Origin of the sequence: uncultured Enterovirga sp., from assembly GCF_964242715.1 — a bacterium.
Taxonomy (GTDB): domain Bacteria; phylum Pseudomonadota; class Alphaproteobacteria; order Rhizobiales; family Beijerinckiaceae; genus Enterovirga.
In genome coordinates this window covers 97,452-112,128 of the sequence record NZ_CAXTAZ010000010.1, presented here as the reverse complement: position 1 = coordinate 112,128, position 14,677 = coordinate 97,452, and the positions used below count along the sequence as shown (strand labels likewise).

Genomic DNA, 14,677 nt, shown 5'->3' with positions numbered 1-14,677 from the left:
CCCGTCTCCCCTTCGAGCGCGGCCACGATGTTCGTGACGACGTCGTTCGGATGCGGCTCGACCGAGATCGTGATCGGCCGCTCCTCCGGGCCGGGAGGTTCGAGCGTGGCGAACTGGCTCTCGAGCAGGCCCGGCGGCATGAAGTGACCCGACCGCATGGCAAGCCGCGTTCCGATCAACTCGCGGTCGCCGTCGAGGTAGACGATGCGGACCTCGTCCGGATGGGATCCGACGAGGACGGCGCGATACTCTCGCTTCAGGGCCGAGCAGGCGACGACGCCGTGGCGACCCGCATGTCGGGTGGAATCGATCCAGGTCTTGATCGCCTGCAGCCAGGGCCAGCGATCGGCGTCGGTCAGCGGCGTCCCGGCCGCCATCTTGGCCACGTTTTCGGGCGGGTGGAACCAGTCGGCATCCTCGAAGGTCCATTCGAGGCGGCGGGCGAGGAGGGACGCGATGGTCGTCTTGCCGGAGCCCGAGACACCCATCACGATCAGCACGGCGGGGCAGGGCGCTTTGCCGGCCGGTTCGTTCGCCATCAGAGCGGCCTCCAGGACCGCCCGTCCCGGGCGAGAAGCTCGTCCGCTTCCTTCGGTCCGGCACTTCCGGCCGGGTAGCGGGCCATCGGCGCGGCGAGCGCCGCCCACGCATCGAGCACGGGTTGCACCACCTGCCATCCCCCTTCGATATTGTCCGCGCGCTGGTAGAGCGTCGCGTCGCCCACCATGGCGTCGTAGATCAGCGTCTCGTAGCCGGTCGACGGGTCGACCTTGAAATAGTCGCGGTATTTGAACCCCATCGTGACCTGGTCGAGCGCGACCTTGGGCCCTGGGATCTTGGCCCCGAATTGCAGGCTGATGCCTTCGTCCGGCTGAATCTGCAGCACGAGCCAGTTCGGGACCTGCTCGTCCATCCCGGTCTCCCGGAAGAGTGCGAGCGGCGCCTGTTTGAACTGGATCGCGATCTCGGTGTCGCGCCGCGTCATCGACTTGCCGGTCCGCAGGTAGAAGGGGACGCCCGCCCAGCGCCAATTGTCGATGACGAGTTTTAGCGCGACATAGGTTTCCGTCGTCGAGCGCGGGTCGACATTCGCCTCGGCGCGGTAATCCCGCACGGTCTTCCCGCCCACTGAGCCCGCGGTGTATTGCGCCCGCACCGCGTCCCGCACGGCCGCCTTCTCGTCGAGCGGCCGGACGGATGCCAACACCTCCTCCTTCTTGTCGCGCACCGCGTCGGCCGCGAAGGAGATGGGCGGGTCCATGGCGATGAGCGTGAAGAGCTGGAACAGGTGGTTCGGCACCATGTCCCGCATGGCGCCGGTCGCGTCGTAGAAGACGCCGCGACCCTCGACGCCGACGGCCTCCGCCACCGTGATCTGGACATGGTCGATCCGGTCGCGATGCCACATCGGCTCGAAGAAGCCGTTGCCGAACCGGAAGGCCATGATGTTCTGGACCGTCTCCTTGCCGAGGAAATGGTCAATGCGAAACACCTGCTTCTCGCTGAGCACGCCGAGGACATCGCGGTTCAGCGCCCGGGCCGAGTCGAGATCGTGCCCGAAGGGCTTCTCGATGATGACGCGCCGGAAGGCGCCGTCCTCCTCCCGGGCGAGCCCCGCCTCGCCGATCAGCTTGACGATCGGCCCGAACAGGCTCGCGGCGACCGCGAGGTAGAAGAGGGCGCTGCCGCCGCCCGCCCCGTTCGCCGCGACCCGACGCCCGATCTCGGCATAGGTCTCGACGTCCGCGACATCGCCCCGAACATAGTCGAGCCGGACGACGACCCGGTCCCAGGCCTCCGTGTCGAGCCCCTTCTCGGCCAGTTCGCCGCCCTTGTCGGCGACGAAGCCCCGCATCGCCTCGGTGAGATCGGCCCGCATCGCGTCGGGCGTGATCTCGCTCCGTCCGACGCCGATGATCGCGAAGCCCTCCGGCAGGAGGGACCAGCGCGACAGGTTGTAGAAAGCCGGCATCAGGAGGCGCCGGGTCAGGTCGCCGGTCGCCCCGAAGATGACGAGGGTGCAGGGCGGGGCAGGCTTCGCCATCCGGGCCGAGGCCCGGGGTCTCGCGGACACAGCTTCGGGGCTCACGAGGCCTTCGGCTCCTGGTGGCCACCAAAACCCTTTCGCATGGCGGACAGCACCTTGTCGGCGAAGCTCGCCTCCTCGCGGGACCGGAAGCGCGCGTAGAGCGCGGCCGAGAGCACATGGGCCGGGACCGCTTCCTCGATCGCCGCGTTGATGGTCCAGCGGCCCTCGCCGGAATCCTGGACGAAGCCGCTGAAGCTCTCGAGCTTCTCGTCGGAGGCGAGCGCCGAGGCGGTGAGGTCGAGGAGCCAGGACGACACGACGCTGCCCCGGCGCCACACCTCGGCGATGTCCGGCAGGTTCAGGTCGAAGCGGTTCTCGGCCGGAAGCTCGGCCGAATTCGCGCCCCGGAGGATGTCGAAGCCTTCCGCGAAGGCCTGCATCATCCCGTATTCGATGCCGTTGTGGATCATCTTGACAAAATGGCCGGATCCGCTCGGCCCGGCATGAAGATAGCCCTGTTCGGGCCGGGGGTCGCGGCCGTCGCGGCCGGGCGTGCGCTCGACCTCGCCGATCCCGGGCGCCATCGTCCGGAAGATTGGATCGAGCCGCTCGACCGCCTCGCGGTCGCCGCCGATCATCATGCAATAGCCGCGCTCAAGCCCCCAAACCCCGCCTGAGGTGCCGACATCGACATAGTGGATGCCCTTCTCCCGCAGGATGGCGGCGCGCCGGATGTCGTCCTTGTAGAAGGAATTGCCGCCGTCGATGATCGTGTCGCCCGCGCTCATCAGCGCGGCGAGGCGGTTCACCGCCTCTTCCGTCGGATCACCCGCCGGCAGCATCACCCAGGCGGTGCGGGGCAGTTCGAGCTTCGACACGAAATCCTCGAGCCCGTCGCTCCGCGCCGCACCCTCGCGACCGAGCGCGGCCACCGCGTCTGCGCTCCGATCATAGACGACGGCCGAATGGCCGCCCTGCAACAATCGCCGCACGATGTTGCCGCCCATCCGGCCGAGGCCGATCATCCCAATCTGCATGTGGTCATCCTCGTTCCACTACGGTCGTCCTGAGGAGGCCGGCGCAGCCGGCCGTCTCGAAAGACGCACAACCCTCTCGCGTGCTTCGAGACGCGGGCTTCGCCCGCTCCTCAGCATGACGCCGGCTGGTGGTGTAAAGGCCTGCTAAGCCAGCGCCTTGAGCAGGGCCGCCTCGACGGCCTGCAAGCCGCCGGCCATCTCGCTGCCCGTGAGATGGACCCGCAGGGTGCGCCGGCCGCGTTCGGCCAGGACCTCGAAATCGCCGCGTGCCTGCGCGGCCTCGACCGTCCCGAAGGTGAAGCTGCGGCCAGGGATATCGAGATCGGTGGGCGGCTTGCCGGTGATCTGCAGGAACACGCCCGAATTCGGCCCGCCCTTGTAGGCCTGACCCGTCGAGTGGAGGAAACGAGGCCCGAAGCCGACGCAGGTCGCGACCTTCTTCACGTCGCGGAGCGCGACCCGCATGCGGGTGAGTCGCTCGATGTGGTTCTTGTCGCGGGACAGGTAGGCCAACAACGCCACGTAGTCGCCCGGCCCGGCGCGGTCGATATGCGCCCGCAGCCAGCCGGCGAGGTCAGTCGCGCCCGCTCGCTTCAGGGCCTCGGCATTCTTCGGGTCGGTGTAGAGTTCGATCCCCTCGCCGGACCAGAGCGGCGTCTCGGCCGGCAGGCTGCCGCTCTGCTCGACGGCGTCGGTGAGCTCGCGCGTCTTGATCTTGCTCGCCTCGACATCGGGCTGGTCGAAGGGATTGATGCCGATCACCGAGCCCGCGACCGCGGTCGCGAATTCGAAGCGGACGAATTCCTGGACGAGGTCTTCCGGCTTCGAGAGGTCGATCCGGACGATCGGATGGCCGGCCGTCTCCAGGGCCGCGATCGCGGCATCCTGGCCGGCATCGGCCTGTCCGTCGAGGCGGAGCTGGATGAAGAGGCGGTCGGTCCCGTAGACCTCCGGCGGGCCGAGCGGCTCGCTGTCGATCGGGATCAGGCCCTGGCCGTTCTTGCCGGTCGATTCCGCGATCAGCTGTTCGGCCCAGGCGCCGAAATCTCGGAGCGGCCCAGGCGCCACGATCGTGACCTTGTCGCGCCCGGCCTTGGCGGCAGCGCCCATGGCAAGGCCGAGCTGCACGCCCGGATTGGCCTCGGGCGGCACGTCGGGTCCGCAAGACCGCACCATCGCCTGCGCGCTCCGGATCAGCCCGCCGACATCGAGGCCCATCACGGCTGCCGGCACGAGGCCGAAGGCCGACAGGACCGAGTAGCGGCCGCCGATCGAGGGCTCGCCGTAGAAGATGTGCCGGAAGCCGTCGCGCTGGGCGGCCTTCTCCATCGCCGAGCCGGGATCGGAGACGGCGAGGAAATGCGAGCCGGCCTCCTCGGCCCCGACCGCCTCCTTCATCCGGGCGAGGAAGAAGTCCCGGAACACGTTGGGCTCGAGCGTCGAGCCGGATTTCGAGGAGACGATCAGGATCGTGCGGGCGAGGTCGACCGCCTCCGCCGTCGCCCGCACCTGGGCCGGGTCGGTGGAATCCAGGATGCGGAGTTTCGGGAAACCCGGCTGCGAGCCGAAGGTCTCGGCCAGAACCTCGGGACCGAGGCTCGACCCGCCCATCCCGAGGAGCAGCGCGTCGGTGAAGCCGCCGGCCCGGACCTCGTCCGCCAAGGCCCGGTAAGCGCCGAGTTCACCCTCCTGGCGGTCGAGGACGTCGAGCCAGCCGAGCCACCTGTCCTCGTCGGTGCTGGTCCAGACGGTCTTGTCGCGCTTCCAGAGGCGCCGGACGGTGCCGTCCGCCCGCCAGCTTTCGGCAAGCCCGGCCACCTCCTCGTCGATCGCCTTGCCGAGAGCCGGCGCCTGTCGGTTCAGGGCACTGCCGATCACCTTCAGGCGCTTCCCGGCCACCGCGCCCAGCAGCTTGTCGGCGGCGTCCTTGAACAGGGTGACGCCCTCCTCGACCAGGGTCTTCGTGATCTCCTCGAGCGAGATCCCGGATTGCGCCAGGCGTTCCAGCACGCGCTCGGCCTCCCCGACATTCTCCTCGAGCGAGGCGCGGGCCACGCCGTGGTCCCGGAAGGCGTCGAGCGTCGCGGGCGGCACCGTGTTGACGGTGTTCGGCCCGATCAGCTCCTCGATATAGAGGGTGTCGCGATAGGCCTTGTTCTTGGTGCCGGTCGAGGCCCAGAGCAGCCGCTGCTCGCGCGCGCCCTTGGCTTTGAGCGCATCGAAACGGCCGTTCCCGAACAGGCGCTTGTAGCGGCGGTAGGCGAGCTTCGCATTCGCGATCGCGACCTTGCCCTTCAAGGCTTCGAGCGCGGCCTTCTCGTCCGGGTCGTTCGCGGCCGCGATCTTGGCGTCGAGCGCCTTCTCGATAGCGCTGTCGATCCGGCTCACGAAGAAGCTCGCGACGCTCGCGACGCGGCCCACATCGCCGCCGTTCTTCGCGAGCGCCTCTAGCCCGTCGAGATAAGCGTTCGCCACGTCCTCGTAGACGTCCTGCGAGAAGAGCAGCGTCACGTTGATGTTGATGCCCTCGCCGATGAGCGTGCGGATCGCCGGCACGCCCTCGCGGGTCGCCGGGACCTTCACCATCAGGTTCTCGCGTCCGACCTGTTTCCAGAGCCGGCGCCCCTCGGTCAGCGTCTCCTCTGTGTCGAGCGCGAGATAGGGCGAGACCTCGAGGCTGACATAGCCGTCCTCGCCGCCCGTCGCGTCGTAGACCGGGCGGAGCACGTCGGCCGCGGCCTGGATATCGGTGATGGCGAGGTCCTCGTAGAGGTCGATCACGGCCTTGCCGGGCTCGCGCTCCGCCGCCTTCAGCGACTCGTCGTATTCGTCGGAATGGCCGATCGCCTTCTCGAAGATCGACGGGTTCGAGGTCACGCCCCGGAGGTCGTCCTCCTCGACCATCCGTCTCAGGTGGCCGTCCCGCACGAAGCCGCGGGCGACGAAGTCGAGCCAGATCGCCTGGCCATGCTCGGCGAACAGGGTTTTCAGGGGGTTCATGAGGACATCCCGCTTGCCATCCGGCGCTCTTCTGCGCCTTCCCGCTCCCTCAGCCAACAGGCCCGGGCGAGGTGCAACGCCCCATCCGGCGAGATGTTCTGAGCGTGCTCACGCCGCCCTGAGCCGGGTCTCGGCAGCCCGGACGCGCGGCATCACCTCCTCCATCATGAGCCGCATGGAGCGCTGCACGAGAGGCTCGGGCAGAAGCCCGAAATTCTGCAGCGTCAGAACGTGGCCGAGGCCCATCTTCCGGAGCCGCATCACCTTCGCGGCGACCGTCTCGACCGAGCCGAAGAGCGACAGCCCGCTCCGGATGATGTCGTCGTAGACGGCGCTCTTCGCGTAGAGCCGGGTCGCGACGTAGAGGTTGAAACTGTCCTCGGCTTCGCGCCTCGCCTCGTCGTCGGTCTCGGCGACATGGGTGTGGAGCGTGATCGCGGCGGATTCGGCATGGTCGGTGAAGCCGGCTTCCTCGCGCCCGCGCCGGAACTCGGCCAGGAGCTCGCCGATCTCGTCGAAATGGTCGACCGAGGCGTAGGGCACGAACAGCATGCGGCGGCCCCGCCGGCCGACATGGTAGGCGGCCTCGCGCCGGAGGATCGCGACATAGATCGGCACCTCCTGCTGGATCGGCCGGACGTTGATCGCGACGTCGTCGAGCGTCGTGAACCGTCCTGCCCGGGTGATGCGCTCGCCGGCCAGCAGGCGTTCCACGATCTCGAGGTTCTCGTCGAACCGGTCGCGCTTCTCCGCCGGCTCGACCCCAAAACCTTCGAATTCGTGCTTGAGATACCCCGACCCGACCCCGAGCGTGAGGCGGCCATTCGAGAGCACGTCCACCATGGCGTAGCTCTCGGCGACGGTCAGGGGATTGTGAAAGGTCAGGATTGAGATCGCCGTGCCGAGCCGGAGCCGAGTCGTGCGCTGGGCGAGGCTCGCCAGGAAGACGGACGGGTTCGGGACGGCCCCGTATTCGTGGAAATGGTGTTCGGCCACGAAGAAGGTGTCGTAGCCGAGCTCGTCCGCCAGCACGCCCTGGCGCAGGACCTCGTCATAAAGCTGCGGCAGCGTGCGCTCGCGGCTCGGGTGATGGTCCTGGACGGAGAAGATCGAGACTTTCACCTGGGGCTCCGGGCGATGCGGATGGACAGCCGCGCCCGTCTCAACGCGGGCGGGCCGGCGCTGCCACGGCAGCGTCCGGCTGCGAATGCCGGGCGAGCGCTGCCGCGACGAAGCCCGACGCCTTGGCCTCCTCGACGAACTCCGCGAGGTAGCGGGACGCGAGCGCGCGGCCTCTCGGAGACCCCATGGCCTGTTCGATGATCATGAAGCGGCCCGGGATCATCCGATAGCCGGGCGTCTCGCGAACGAAGCGTTCGAGCGGCTGCCTCACATTCGCGGCCACCTCGAGCTTGTCGACGGTAAAAAGTCGGAGAGATTCCGGCGAGGTCGGCGCCCGGACGAGCGTCGCGCGCCGGATCGTGCGGCTGAGATAAAGGTCGTAGGCGCTGCCCCGTCCGACCGCGATCCGGATGCCCTCCCGGTCGATGTCCGCAACCTCGCGCAGGTCGGACGCCACTGGCACGGCATAGGCGCCCTCGATCACGACATAGGGCGGGGTGAAGTCGATCTGGTCGGCGCGTTTCGGGTCGATGGCCAGGAAGGCCACGTCCCACACGTTTCCGCCTGCCGCCTCCGTCACGGTCCCGGCCGCATCGAAGGGGATGAGGTCGAGCGGCAGCCCGAGGCGGCGCGCGAGCTCACGGGCAAGGTCGACCGAGACCCCAGACGGCTCGCCCGCGCTCCGGACGGCCAGGACCGGGTTGCCGAGATTGATGGCCGCCCGGAGGCGGCCGGTCGGCGCGATGTCCCGGAGAAGAGCCGGGTCGACCGCCTGGGCCGAGGCCACGGACGCGAGGGCCAAGAGCCCCGCGGCGAAGGCCAGGAACCTCATCCTCAGACAACCGGGCTCCAGGGCACCGGGATTTCGCGGTAGCCATTGCCGCTTTTCTCGACATGGGCGAGGGCGGGGAATGGGTAGTGAAAGCCCTGCACCTTCATCCGCTCGGCCGACAGCATGTCGTAGACCCGCCGGCGGGTCGCCTCGGCCATGACCGGGTCCTGGTCGAAACTGAGATGCCAGCCGGGATTGCGGGCGAAGAGGACCGGGACGTTGGTGACGTCGGATTGCACGAAGACCTTCGCGCCGCCGGACGCGATCACATAAGAGGTGTGACCCGGAGAATGGCCCGGCGTCCCGACCGCCGTGATCCCGGGCACGACCTCCCGGTCCCATTCGTACGGCGTCACCTTGCGGCCGAGCGCGTCGAAGACGCGGCGATTGTTCCTGAACAATCCCTCCATCCGGCCCTTCGAGGCGCGGCTCATCTCGCCGTCGTCCATCCAGAAGGCCCATTCCGCGCGGGGAACCAGGATCTCGGCATTCGGGAAGGCTGGCTTGCCGTCCGCCGTCAGGAGGCCGTTCACGTGGTCGCCGTGAAAATGCGAGATGACCACCGTGTCCACATCCGCCTGTTTCAGGCCGGAGGCCTGGAGATTGCGGTGGAACTGGCCGCCGGCTCCTTTGGAGGCGGCGAAATTCGCCTCGCCCGTGCCGGTGTCGAAGACGACGAGGCGCGAGCCCGTGTTGACGACGATCGGCGAGTACGGGACCGAGATCTTCTCGCCGTCGAGATAGGCCGCGGCGAGCGCGGCGCCGACCTCGTTCCTCGGCACGTTCGTCACGAAGCCTTCGGGGATCGGATAGGTGTTCACGCCGTCGGTGACAACGGTCACCTGGAACTCGCCGACCCGGTAGCGATAGAAGCCCGAGGCCTGCTCGTTTGCGGCAGGCGGCGCGGCGGCCGCCGCCTGGCCGGAATGGAGCGTGGCGCCGAGGGCCGATGCGGATGTGCCTGCCATGATGCCTCTCCGGGTCATCTTACTCATGCCGACCTCCCGCTCATCGTTCGGCCGAACATGCCCGGACCGCGCTGCCTTGCCAAGCCGGCGACGTTCGGCCCGCCGGCGGCGATTGCGCATGTGCGGGCGCCGAGGCGTCCAGCGACGGATGTTCCGCCTCCGGCGGGCGCCCCTTTGCGATTCCGGCCATCTGCCCTATATTCATCGGGTCGGGGCAACCCGGCTATGATCGTAGAGGCAGAGTGGAATAGGCGTTTAGGACGCGGGTTCAATTCCCGCCGTCTCCACCATGAGCCCGTTGCCCGCTTGTGGGAGACTGGGCGGGCTTTTGATGGGGACGACTTGGGTTCGACTAGGCGTAATAAAGGCTAGGCTGCGATTAGGCTGAGCTACGGCCTTAACAGTGCAAAACCACAAATGCCAACGACAACGTTGACATGGGTGCGGTTCGCCTCGCGGCGTAACCATCCGGGGCTCGGGAAAGCCTAGCAACAGAAACGGCACCTTCGGGTGCCGTTCCCATTTGGGCTCCCTTGCGACCATGCTGGCGCCATCGTGATGCGGCATCGCCGCAATCCGCCGAACCCTCACTCCCTCCGCGAATTGCCGTCGCCAAAGCCCTCGCCAGGACATCATGCTCCGCCGCCTCGAGACCCTCGTCGACCCGTTCGCGCCCTTCACGGAATCCGCGATGCCACCGAACACGGTGCCGCGCTTCACCTGGGCCTATCTCCGGCCGATCCGCTGGTGGCTCCTCCTCCTCTTCGCGGCCTCGGTCGCCGTGGGCGTGCTCGAATCGAGCCTCTACCTTCTGATCGGCTGGTTCGTGGACATGCTGGCCCGATCGCAGCCGGCGACGCTCTGGGCCGAGCAGGGCACCGCCCTGATCGCGGTCGCGCTCCTGATCGTCGTGTTGAGGCCGCTCTTCCACACGGCGCACGAGGCGGTCTCGAACCAGATCATCGTGCCGCAATCGACGACGATGATCCGCTGGCGGACGCACGTCTATACGCTCGGCCACGCGCTCGGTTACTTCCAGGCCGACTTTGCCGGCCGGCTCGCGAACCGCATCACCCAGGTCGGGCCCGCGATCCGCGAACTCGCCGTCACGGTCCTCGACACGCTGACCTATGTCGGGATCTTCGCGATCGCGGCGCTCGCGCTGTTCGGCTCGATCTCGCTCTGGCTCGCGCTGCCGATGGCCCTCTGGATGGCCGGGTATATCGGGCTGATGTGGTATTTCGTGCCGCGCGCGCAGAAGCGCTCGCTCGCGAATGCCGACGCCCGTTCGGTCATGGTCGGCCGCGTGGTCGACAGCTACACGAACATCCTGACGGTCAAGCTCTTCGCGCGCGCCGACGACGAGCGCTCCTCGGTCCGGGACGCGCTCGGGCGCTGGATGGGCACCTTTCTCGACCTGATGCGGCTCATCACGGGCGTGACCGCGCTCCTGTCGGTGATGAACAGCCTCCTCCTGTTCGCGGTCGCGGCGCTCTCCCTTTGGCTCTGGTCGCGCGGGCAGATGACCAGCGGCGACGTCGCGGCCGGCCTCGCGCTCGTGATGCGCATCCTGGCGATGTCAGGCTGGGTGATGCAGACCGTGCGGGGCGTCTTCGAGAATGTGGGGGTGATCCAGGAATCGATGTCCACCATCGCGCGGCCGCACGCGATCGTGGACCGGGAGGGCGCACGCGAACTCGCCGTGCCGCGCGGCGAGATCCGTTTCGAGGATGTCACGTTCCATTACGGTCGGGAGGATGGCATCCTCGACCGCTTATCGATCGCGATCCGGCCGGGCGAGAAGGTCGGGCTCGTGGGGCCGAGCGGGGCCGGCAAGACGACGATCACCTCGCTCCTCCTCCGGCTGCACGATCTCGAGGGCGGCCGCATCCTGATCGACGGCCAGGACGTCTCGGCCGTTACCCAGGACTCACTGCGCCGGCAGATCGGCGTCGTGACCCAGGACACCTCGCTCCTGCACCGTTCGATCCGGGACAACATCGCCTATGGCCGGCCGGGAGCGACCCAGGAGGAGGTGGAGCGCGCCGCCCGGCTCGCCCACGCCGACGGCTTCATCGCGACGCTCGAGGACAACTGGGGCCGGCGCGGCTACGACGCCCATGTCGGCGAGCGCGGCGTCAAGCTGTCCGGCGGGCAGCGGCAGCGGATCGCGATCGCAAGGGTGATCCTGAAGAATGCACCGATCCTCGTCCTCGACGAGGCGACCTCGGCGCTCGACTCCGAGATCGAGGCCGCCATCCAGGATGCGCTGACCACGCTGATGGAGGGCAAGACCGTCGTGGCGATCGCCCATCGGCTCTCCACCATCGCGTCGCTCGACCGCCTGATCGTGATCGACGAGGGCCGGGTCGTCGAGGAGGGACGCCACGCCGACCTCCTCGTGCGGGGCGGACTCTACGCCCGGCTCTGGCGCCGGCAATCGGGCGGCTTCATCGGCGAGACCCGGGACCTCGCCACCGCCGCGGAATAGGCGACGGCTCGGTTCGGCTACACCGACACCCCGACCTGCCCGCTCAGGCCGCCGTCGACCGCGAGGCTCACACCGGTCACGTAGCCGGCCTCGTCGGAGGCGAGGAACAACGCGGCGTTGGCGATGTCCCAGGCCGTGCCCATCCGGCCGCTCGGGCAGGCCGCGTCCCGGGCCCGCACCATGTCCTCCGGGCTGTCGTATTGGCCGGAGATCTGCTGGAAGATCAGCGGGGTGTTCATCAGCCCGGGCATGATCGCGTTCACCCGGATGCCTTGCCTCGCATATTGCAGGGCGAGGCCGGTGGTGAAGTTGTTCACGGCCGCCTTCGCTGCATAATACGCGACATACGGGTAGCCGGTGTAGCGCACCGCCGCGATCGACGAGACGTTGACGATCGCGCCGCCGCCCTGCTGCAGCATATGCGGCAGGACGTGCTTGCAGGTGAGAAAGCAGCTCGTCAGGTTGAGGTCGATCGTCTTGTGCCAGGCCGCCTCGTCGAGTTCGATCGGGCCGCCCATCTGGGCGAAGCCGACATTGTTGTGCAGGATGTCGATGCGGCCATGACTCGTGATGGCCTCGGCCACGAGCTTCGCGACCGAGTCGGACGAGGTCACGTCGCAGGTGCCCGGGCTGGCCGTTCCGCCTTCCCCCGCGATGATCGCGACGGTCTCGTCGGCGGCGGCCGGGTTGATGTCGATGCAGATCACGGTCGCGCCCTGGCGGGCAAAGGTGACGGCGGTCGCCTTGCCGTTGCCCCAGCCCGGCCCGACCGAGCCGGCCCCGAAGACGAGTGCGATCTTCCCTGCGAGACGCGTTCCGCGTCCCGCCTCAACCTGCCCCGCCATGTGACCTCCCGCGCGTGTGCCGGGTCTCGCGCCCGGCGGGCGGCTTATAGCCCGGCGCCCGGGAGCCGGACAACGAAGCGACGCGGGGGCAGGGCCGGGCGGCACGCCGAGGCGTCGCTGCCGCTCCCGCGTGAGATCCACGTGCGGCAGAGCACAGCCGCCACGATCCAGAGGCGGCATAGCGGTCCGGACGAGCCAGGAGGCTGCCCATGTCGATCATCGCGAAGCTGTTACGGCCTGTCAGGTGTCCGCGGGTCGATTCTCGAACGGATCATGACACGGCCGACCAGGTGAAGATGCTGAAGCGGGCCCGCGTCGCCGCCCTCATTCGCGAGATCGCCGAGCCGACGAGCCCGCGCGGGTGAGGTGTCGGAGGGTTCGCCGGCAAGGATGACCGGCGGTGACCGCCACCACTCGGCTTGCGGCGGCGCGGGGTCTCTGTCCTGAATCATCCCGCGGCGGGTGCTAAGGTCTGGCCGGTGGTGCGTGACCCCGCCGAAATGCCAAGCCGAGGACCATGAGCCTTTCCAGCAAACACTCCGGCAGCGTCCGGCATTCCGACGTCGCCCGCCATGTGCTGTCAGCTCTGGATGAGGGCCGTCAGATCGCGCCGCTGTCGGACGGCGACCCCGCCTTCGACCTCGCCTCCGCCTACCGCGTCGCCGCAGACGTGCGCCGCCTTCGCGAGGAGCGAGGCGAGCGGGTCCTCGGCCGCAAGATCGGCTTCACCAACACGACTATCTGGGCCGAATACGCGGTCGATGCTCCGATCTGGGGCCACGTCTACGACACGACCCTGCACCGGCTGACCGGCCCGGAGGCAAGCTTCGGCCTGTCGGTCCTGGCTGAGCCGCGCATCGAACCCGAGATCGTCTTCTGCCTGTCCCGCCAGCCTCGGGCGGACATGGACGAACGGGCGCTCCTGTCCTGCGTCGACTAGGTCGCGCACGGCTTCGAGATCGTGCAGTCGCATTTTGCCGGCTGGCGCTTCACTGCCGCCGACACCGTCGCGGCCTTCGGGCTTCATGGAGCACTCCTCGTCGGGCCGGCAGAGGCGATCACCTCGGCGAATGCCGAGCAATGGCGTGAGGCTCTGTTGAGCTTCGACATCTCGCTTCTTCGCGACGGGGCGGTCGCGGACGAGGGGCGGGCGGCCAACGTCCTCGTCGGCGGCCCGCTCGCGGCCTTGCGCCACCTCGTCGGGGTTCTGGCCCGGGACCCGGCGAGCCCGCCCCTCGGTGCCGGCGAGATCGTCTCGACCGGCACCCTGACGCGAGCGCTTCCGGTCGCGCCGGGCGAGACCTGGAGCACCAGGGTTCGAGGCCTGCCGCTCCAGGGCATCCGGGTCACCCTGGCCTGAGGTCGTCGGGAGAGGTCAGCCCTCGCCGGATCGGTGGATCGTTAAAATGGGAGCGAAAAACTCGACGGTCCGTACCGACTTTCGGCGCAGCTAGGGGAGGCAACGCGCCATGAGAGACCTCGCCGTGCCGGACCAATTCAGAGCTGACATCGCAAGCATCATGGCGGGGGCGCCGCCGCTCAAGCCGCTCGACCTCAAGGACCCGGCCAGCCGCGGATGCCTGCGCCGACCGGAACTCGACCGCGACGGTCTGCTCGCCTGGGAATTGCCGAACGGGACGATCGCCGGAATGGTCGCGAGCCGCGCGCTCGCCGAGTATGACGCCGGGAGCTAGTCCAGCCTCGGCTGCCCTGGGTTAATCGGACCGTCGAAAGCCGTCCGAGTTGGCAGGCGTCTCCTGCGTCCTCGCTGTGTCCTGATCCTCCCGCCATCTCTAACGGCCGCTGCCCGGCACGGCACCGGTCCCGCTTGCTCGTCGGCATGCCTGCGACGGTCGCGGATGGCGCAGCGGCGTCACCTTACATGACAGCCTCCTGGAAGCCGCGCCTCGACACCATGCTGGATGGCTGGCGCAAACCGGCGCCAGGCGCCTTCGCCTGAGGCCAGGCATCCGTAGGCCGGCGAACGACAGCCGGGTCACCGCTTAAAAAAATCTTAACGCGGCCGAGACAAAGCTCTGTTCCGACCAGCCACTTTCATTCAGCCGTCATATAGCCCCCCCATAAGCCCCGGGCCTGGACGCGGCGACAAAACTCTACCCCCGTCCGTTCAGGCAACCGGGACCATAGGGCAAGTCTCTCTTCGTGTTGGAGGAGGGGCTATGAGGATTCGTACCTTCATTCGAGAGGTTTCACTCGCGAATTGTTTTCGAATGACGTGTCTCTATCGGTTGTCTGCAGGAAAGATCTGGCCGGGCGACGCAGATTTCTGCCCTGCTCACTTTTCTCACGACGCACTGCCCATGCTTGACTAGCGCCGCGACGGCATCGTCGC

The 14,677-nt window shown here is 68.2% G+C and carries 13 protein-coding genes and 1 other RNA gene; 6 read left to right on the top strand and 8 right to left on the bottom strand.

Features of this window, described 5'->3' with window-relative positions; genetic code table 11:
• The 7 genes from ACFE87_RS07755 to ACFE87_RS07725 all read right to left on the bottom strand — a co-directional run.
• Positions 1-539: gluconokinase (locus ACFE87_RS07755; RefSeq protein WP_375459050.1), on the bottom strand; the 539-nt coding region annotated here is incomplete at its 3' end.
• A complete protein-coding gene (zwf, locus tag ACFE87_RS07750) occupies positions 539-2,044 on the bottom strand; it encodes a glucose-6-phosphate dehydrogenase (protein ID WP_375459054.1) in 1,506 nt (501 codons plus the stop codon). The genes ACFE87_RS07755 and zwf, both read right to left, overlap by 1 nt.
• 41 nt (positions 2,045-2,085) lie before the next feature.
• Positions 2,086-3,066 carry a phosphogluconate dehydrogenase (NAD(+)-dependent, decarboxylating) gene (gene gnd / locus ACFE87_RS07745; RefSeq protein WP_375459049.1) on the bottom strand — a complete coding sequence of 327 codons (981 nt, stop codon included), beginning with the start codon at positions 3,064-3,066 and terminating at the stop codon, positions 2,086-2,088.
• Positions 3,067-3,210: 144 nt separating this feature from the next.
• Positions 3,211-6,066, bottom strand: a complete 2,856-nt coding sequence (locus ACFE87_RS07740) for a bifunctional transaldolase/phosoglucose isomerase (protein WP_375459048.1) — start codon at positions 6,064-6,066, stop codon at positions 3,211-3,213.
• Between the two features lie 108 nt (positions 6,067-6,174).
• Entirely contained in the window at positions 6,175-7,188 is a 1,014-nt protein-coding gene (locus ACFE87_RS07735) for an LLM class flavin-dependent oxidoreductase (RefSeq protein ID WP_375459047.1), read from the bottom strand.
• Between the two features lie 40 nt (positions 7,189-7,228).
• A complete protein-coding gene (locus tag ACFE87_RS07730) occupies positions 7,229-8,020 on the bottom strand; it encodes an ABC transporter substrate-binding protein (RefSeq protein ID WP_375459046.1) in 792 nt (263 codons plus the stop codon).
• A 2-nt stretch (positions 8,021-8,022) separates the two neighbouring features.
• Entirely contained in the window at positions 8,023-8,988 is a 966-nt protein-coding gene (locus tag ACFE87_RS07725) for an MBL fold metallo-hydrolase (protein ID WP_375459045.1), read from the bottom strand.
• Positions 8,989-9,157: 169 nt separating this feature from the next.
• Between ACFE87_RS07725 and ssrA the strand changes: the two genes are divergently transcribed.
• Together ssrA and ACFE87_RS07715 are read left to right on the top strand one after the other, a co-directional pair.
• Positions 9,158-9,495: a transfer-messenger RNA gene (gene ssrA, locus ACFE87_RS07720) on the top strand.
• 127 nt (positions 9,496-9,622) lie between these two features.
• Entirely contained in the window at positions 9,623-11,479 is a 1,857-nt protein-coding gene (locus tag ACFE87_RS07715) for an ABC transporter ATP-binding protein (protein ID WP_375459044.1), read from the top strand.
• A gap of 17 nt (positions 11,480-11,496) precedes the next feature.
• On the opposite strand, the gene ACFE87_RS07710 is transcribed toward ACFE87_RS07715, so the two are convergent.
• Positions 11,497-12,324 (bottom strand): SDR family NAD(P)-dependent oxidoreductase, encoded by an 828-nt coding sequence (locus ACFE87_RS07710; protein WP_375459043.1) that lies wholly within the window; start codon positions 12,322-12,324, stop codon positions 11,497-11,499.
• Positions 12,325-12,533: 209 nt separating this feature from the next.
• Here ACFE87_RS07710 and ACFE87_RS07705 point away from each other — a divergent pair, with 209 nt between their 5' ends.
• The 4 genes from ACFE87_RS07705 to ACFE87_RS07690 all read left to right on the top strand — a co-directional run bounded on the left by ACFE87_RS07705 (position 12,534) and on the right by ACFE87_RS07690 (position 14,018).
• Positions 12,534-12,689: a hypothetical protein gene (locus tag ACFE87_RS07705; RefSeq protein WP_375459042.1), complete on the top strand. Its 156-nt coding sequence runs from the start codon at positions 12,534-12,536 to the stop codon at positions 12,687-12,689.
• A gap of 152 nt (positions 12,690-12,841) precedes the next feature.
• Positions 12,842-13,264 (top strand): hypothetical protein, encoded by a 423-nt coding sequence (locus tag ACFE87_RS07700; RefSeq protein WP_375459041.1) that lies wholly within the window; start codon positions 12,842-12,844, stop codon positions 13,262-13,264.
• 21 nt (positions 13,265-13,285) lie between these two features.
• On the top strand, positions 13,286-13,684 hold the full coding sequence (locus ACFE87_RS07695; RefSeq protein ID WP_375459040.1) for a hypothetical protein: 399 nt from the start codon (positions 13,286-13,288) through the stop codon (positions 13,682-13,684).
• A 109-nt stretch (positions 13,685-13,793) separates the two neighbouring features.
• On the top strand, positions 13,794-14,018 hold the full coding sequence (locus tag ACFE87_RS07690) for a hypothetical protein (protein WP_375459039.1): 225 nt from the start codon (positions 13,794-13,796) through the stop codon (positions 14,016-14,018).
• Positions 14,019-14,677 lie beyond the last annotated feature (659 nt).

Excerpts from the sequence above, each read along its gene's own strand:
- zwf (WP_375459054.1), bottom strand. The coding sequence starts at position 2,044 with ATGGCGAAGCCTGCCCCGCCCTGCACCCTCGTCATCTTCGGGGCGACC.
- gnd (WP_375459049.1), bottom strand. The coding sequence starts at position 3,066 with ATGCAGATTGGGATGATCGGCCTCGGCCGGATGGGCGGCAACATCGTG.
- ACFE87_RS07740 (WP_375459048.1), bottom strand. The coding sequence starts at position 6,066 with ATGAACCCCCTGAAAACCCTGTTCGCCGAGCATGGCCAGGCGATCTGG.
- ACFE87_RS07730 (WP_375459046.1), bottom strand. The coding sequence starts at position 8,020 with ATGAGGTTCCTGGCCTTCGCCGCGGGGCTCTTGGCCCTCGCGTCCGTG.
- ACFE87_RS07725 (WP_375459045.1), bottom strand. The coding sequence starts at position 8,988 with ATGGCAGGCACATCCGCATCGGCCCTCGGCGCCACGCTCCATTCCGGC.
- ACFE87_RS07715 (WP_375459044.1), top strand. The coding sequence starts at position 9,623 with ATGCTCCGCCGCCTCGAGACCCTCGTCGACCCGTTCGCGCCCTTCACG.
- ACFE87_RS07710 (WP_375459043.1), bottom strand. The coding sequence starts at position 12,324 with ATGGCGGGGCAGGTTGAGGCGGGACGCGGAACGCGTCTCGCAGGGAAG.
- ACFE87_RS07705 (WP_375459042.1), top strand. The coding sequence starts at position 12,534 with ATGTCGATCATCGCGAAGCTGTTACGGCCTGTCAGGTGTCCGCGGGTC.
- ACFE87_RS07700 (WP_375459041.1), top strand. The coding sequence starts at position 12,842 with ATGAGCCTTTCCAGCAAACACTCCGGCAGCGTCCGGCATTCCGACGTC.
- ACFE87_RS07690 (WP_375459039.1), top strand. The coding sequence starts at position 13,794 with ATGAGAGACCTCGCCGTGCCGGACCAATTCAGAGCTGACATCGCAAGC.